Genomic DNA, 3,542 nt, shown 5'->3' with positions numbered 1-3,542 from the left:
CAACGGTGCCAAGATCAACCTGACGTACTCCGACGACGGCGGCGACCCGGACAAAGCGGTCACCGCCGCCAAGGACTTGATCGGCAAGGGCTACAAGATCATCGGCGGCACGGCATCGTCCGGCATCGCCCTGAAGCTCGCTGAGCAGGCCCAGCAGAACAAGGTGCTCTACATCTCTGGCCCCGCCGCGACCGACGCGATCCAGGGCATCAACAAGTACACCTTCCGCTCCGGCCGGCAGAGCCTCCAGGATGTGGCCACCGCGGGCACCTTTATCGACACCAAGGGGAAGAAGGTCGTGGTGTTCGCGCAGGACAACGCCTTTGGCCAGGGCAACGTCGCCGCGGTGAAGGCCGTCCTCGGCGCCAAGGGCGCCACGGTGGAACCGATCCTCGTAGCGGAGGGCCAGGAACTGACGCCCTTCGCCCGGCAGCTCATCGACGCCAAGCCTGACATGGTGTTCGTGGCGTGGGCCGGGGCAACGTCCGGCACCATGTGGCAGGCCCTGAGCCAGCAGGGCGTCTTCGACACCGCCCCCGTCGTGACCGGTCTCGGTGATGCCGCCACCTTCGGCGCCTACGGCGCGGCAAGCTCCAAGATCAGCTTCCTCAACCACTACTTCCCGGGCGCCGCGGGCACCGACGTGGAGAAGAAGATGATCGCCGCGGTGGAGAAGGCCGGCCAGAAGGCCGATCTGTTTACCCCGGACGGTTTCGTGGCCGGCCAGATGATTGTCCAGGCCGTCAAGGGCGGCGGCGCCGATGCCGACGCCATGGTCAAGGCCCTCGAAGGTTTCAGCTTCGACGGCCCCAAGGGCAAAGAAACCGTCCGCGCGTCGGACCACGCCCTGATGCAGGACATGTACCAGGCCAAGCTGGTCCAAAAGGGCGGCACGTGGGCACCCGAGCTCGTCAAGGTCGTCCCTGCCGAGACAGTCGCGCCGCCGGAGAAGAAGTAGCCGCCGGGCGCTTCGGCGTCGGCCACACTTCCCAACCCCAGCGAGAAAAAGAAGGACCCGTATGAATACCCCAGCCCTGCCCGCCCTCGCGGTGGACGGCGTTGGCTTGCAGATCGGCGGTGTCCACATCCTCCAGGATGTGGGCTTCACGGTCGGCGCCGGCGAAATGATCGGAGTCATCGGCCCCAACGGAGCCGGCAAGACCACCTTGTTCAACCTGATTTCCGGCGTGCTGCGGCCCACTACGGGCAGCATCACGCTGAACGGCAGCGAGATCACGGCCGCGTCAATCCACCGCCGGTCCCGGGCAGGGCTGGGCAGGACCTTCCAGACCTCCAATCTGTTTCCGAGGCTCAGCGTGCTGGAAAACGTCCGGCTTGCAGCCCAGGCGAAGCTGGGCGGCAGTTTCAGCGTCCTGCGTTTCCCCTCGGCGTCGGACGAGGCGACCCGGATAGCCCGCGGCACCATCGCCGAGGTCGGGCTCACCGGCCAGCTGACGACCGCGGCGGGGGACCTCTCTCATGGAGAGAAGCGCAAGGTGGAGATCGCGGTGCTGCTGGCGACGGACCCCGCCGTCGTGCTTCTCGACGAACCGATGGCCGGGGTGGCGTCGGGGGACGTCCCGTCCCTCACCGCGATCATCCGGGGAATGCACCGGGACCGCGGCTGCACCGTCATGATGGTGGAGCACCACATGGACGTGGTCCTGGGCCTGGTGGACCGGGTGGCCGTGATGCACCACGGCAGCCTGCTGGCCCTGGACAGCCCGGATGCCGTCATGGCAGATCCTACGGTCCAGAGCGCATACCTTGGAGAACCTGTATGAGCCCCGCAAGGCACAACTTCCGCGGCCCGGGACCGATCCTGACTGTCCGCGGTCTCCACGCCCACATCGCCGGCCAGCAGGTGGTCGAAGACGTTTCCTTCTCCGTGCCGGCCACCGGGATCACCGCCCTGCTCGGCCGCAACGGGGTCGGGAAAACCAGCACCATCAAGGCGATTATTGGCCTGATTGACCGCACCGGGGAAGTGGAACTCGACGGCGTACGGATCGACGCGCATCCAACCTTCCGGATTGTCCGCAGCGGCGTAGGCTACGTGCCCGAGGACCGCGAGGTGTTTTCCAAGCTCACGGTGGCCGAAAACCTGCGGCTCGCGGAGCGCGACGACTCGCCGCGCCGGCAGTTCGTGGAGGAACTCTTTCCGGACCTGCTGGCACGGTCCAAGCAAATGGCCGGATCGCTGTCCGGCGGCCAGCAGCAAATGGTCTCGCTGGCCCGCGCCCTCCTGAACACCAACAAGATTCTCCTCGTCGACGAACCCACAAAGGGCCTGGCGCCCAAAATCGTGGCCGAAGTCGCCGAGACCCTGGCGGAAGCGGCCAAGACCGTCCCCATCCTGCTCGTCGAACAAAACCTGCATGTGGTCCGCCGGCTTGCCGCAGGGGCAGTGGTCCTCTCCGGCGGACGGGTGGTCCACGCCGGCAGTGCGCAGGAGTTCCTCGACGACGCCGAGCTCACCCAGCGGCATCTGGGCGTCTCGACCGACGGCACCGCCAGCGACGGCGTCCCGACGCACGGCGCCACCGGCGACGACAGCGAGCGGCCCGCGGCGAAAGGTGCTGCCTTGTGAGCACCCTGGTCCTGCTGCTGTTCACCGGCCTCGGCCTCGGTGCCCTCTACTTCCTCGTGGCCGCCGGGCTCTCCCTGATCTACGGTCTGATGGGCGTCCTCAACTTCGCGCACGGCGCCTTCCTGACCTTCGGCGCGTTCGCCGGATGGGAGATCGCCCTGCGGGCGGGCGCCGACAACTGGGGAGCTTTCCTGCTGTCCCTCCTGGTCGGTGCCGCCGCGGGAGCCGCGTTTGCTGCCTTCACGGAGTTCGTCCTCATCCGGCGGCTGTACCAGCGGCATATCGAACAGGTCCTCATCACGGTGGGGCTCTCGCTGGCAGCTGTGGCCCTCTTCGACGGCATCTGGGGGACCGACCCCGTGTTCATCCAAGGGCCGGCCTGGTTCAAGGAGACCACAGAAATCTTCGGCGCCCGCGTGCCCAATGACCGCTTTGTCTGCATCATTGCCGCCGGCCTGGTCCTGCTGGCTCTGGTGTTCTTCCTGAAAAACACCCGCTACGGCATGATCATCCGCGCGGGTGTCGAAAACCGCTCCATGGTCACGGCCCTCGGCATCGACGTGAGGAAGGCCTTCACCCTGGTCTTCACGATTGGCGGCGCGGCCGCCGGCCTCGGCGGTGTCCTCGCTTCGCACTACTTCGGCTATGTCTCACCGATGCTCGGCGGTTCGCTGCTCATCTTCGCCTTCATCGTCACCGTAATCGGAGGCCTCGGCTCCCTGACCGGCGCCGCGATCGCCGCCGTCGCCGTCGCCGTCCTGCAGCAGTTCGCCAATTTCTATCTTGGCGGCACGGGCGACTTCGTTGTGGTGCTGGCCTTGGCGCTCGTACTGCTGTTCCGTCCCTCCGGCCTGCTCGGGAGAACTTCATGACCACCCATACCGACACCCCGGAAACCAGTGGCCCCGCCGCGGACCGGCCCGACGCCGGGCCACGGCGAGGGGCGCCCGCC

Annotated in this window: 4 protein-coding genes; all 4 read left to right on the top strand. The window is 67.1% G+C overall.

Annotated features, from left to right (window positions below; genetic code table 11):
- The coding region (locus AC1D1W_RS20165) for an ABC transporter substrate-binding protein (RefSeq protein WP_476944637.1) at positions 1–958 on the top strand (958 nt) is incomplete at its 5' end.
- A gap of 61 nt (positions 959–1,019) precedes the next feature.
- Positions 1,020–1,784 carry an ABC transporter ATP-binding protein gene (locus AC1D1W_RS20160; RefSeq protein WP_476944636.1) on the top strand — a complete coding sequence of 255 codons (765 nt, stop codon included), beginning with the start codon at positions 1,020–1,022 and terminating at the stop codon, positions 1,782–1,784.
- On the top strand, positions 1,781–2,590 hold the full coding sequence (locus tag AC1D1W_RS20155) for an ABC transporter ATP-binding protein (protein WP_476944635.1): 810 nt from the start codon (positions 1,781–1,783) through the stop codon (positions 2,588–2,590). Before AC1D1W_RS20160 ends, AC1D1W_RS20155 begins: the two co-directional genes overlap by 4 nt.
- The gene (locus AC1D1W_RS20150; RefSeq protein ID WP_476944634.1) at positions 2,587–3,462 is read left to right on the top strand and encodes a branched-chain amino acid ABC transporter permease; all 876 of its coding nucleotides are present in this window, start codon (positions 2,587–2,589) and stop codon (positions 3,460–3,462) included. Before AC1D1W_RS20155 ends, AC1D1W_RS20150 begins: the two co-directional genes overlap by 4 nt.
- Positions 3,463–3,542: the final 80 nt, after the last annotated feature.

It is taken from the genome of Arthrobacter sp. P1_B4, from assembly GCF_056406555.1.
Note: the sequence above shows the minus strand (reverse complement) of the source record. Positions and strands in the feature narration are given on the sequence as shown.

Bases quoted from the DNA above. Each gene is read 5' to 3' on its own strand.
- AC1D1W_RS20155 (WP_476944635.1), top strand. From the start codon at position 1,781: ATGAGCCCCGCAAGGCACAACTTCCGCGGCCCGGGACCGATCCTGACT.
- AC1D1W_RS20160 (WP_476944636.1), top strand. From the start codon at position 1,020: ATGAATACCCCAGCCCTGCCCGCCCTCGCGGTGGACGGCGTTGGCTTG.